Below are 243 nucleotides of genomic sequence, written 5' to 3'. Positions count from 1 at the left end.
GATCTGTTTCACGCGACCTCCGTTCACCGGCTGCTGCAGAAACTGCTCGGCCTGCCGGAGCCGTTTTATCACCATCACGATCTCGTGCTGGGTGACGACGGATTGAAACTGTCGAAGAGCCGCCAGGCATAGGACATGCCCGAGGCGATGCGTTCCATCTGCTCTTTCTCGGTCAGATCGCGCTCGCTTTGCGGATAGAGCGGTGTTCCATCCGGGTCGGAAGGCCAGTCCTTGCCCTTGGCG

The 243-nt window shown here is 60.1% G+C and carries 1 pseudogene; it reads left to right on the top strand.

Annotated elements, in window-relative coordinates:
- Positions 1 to 126: pseudogene (locus tag F9K91_RS25745) on the top strand (tRNA glutamyl-Q(34) synthetase GluQRS); the annotation flags it as partial.
- Positions 127 to 243: the final 117 nt, after the last annotated feature.

It is taken from the genome of Brucella tritici (assembly GCF_008932295.1).
Lineage (GTDB): Bacteria > Pseudomonadota > Alphaproteobacteria > Rhizobiales > Rhizobiaceae > Brucella > Brucella tritici.
This window is presented reverse-complemented; position numbering and strand designations above follow the sequence as displayed.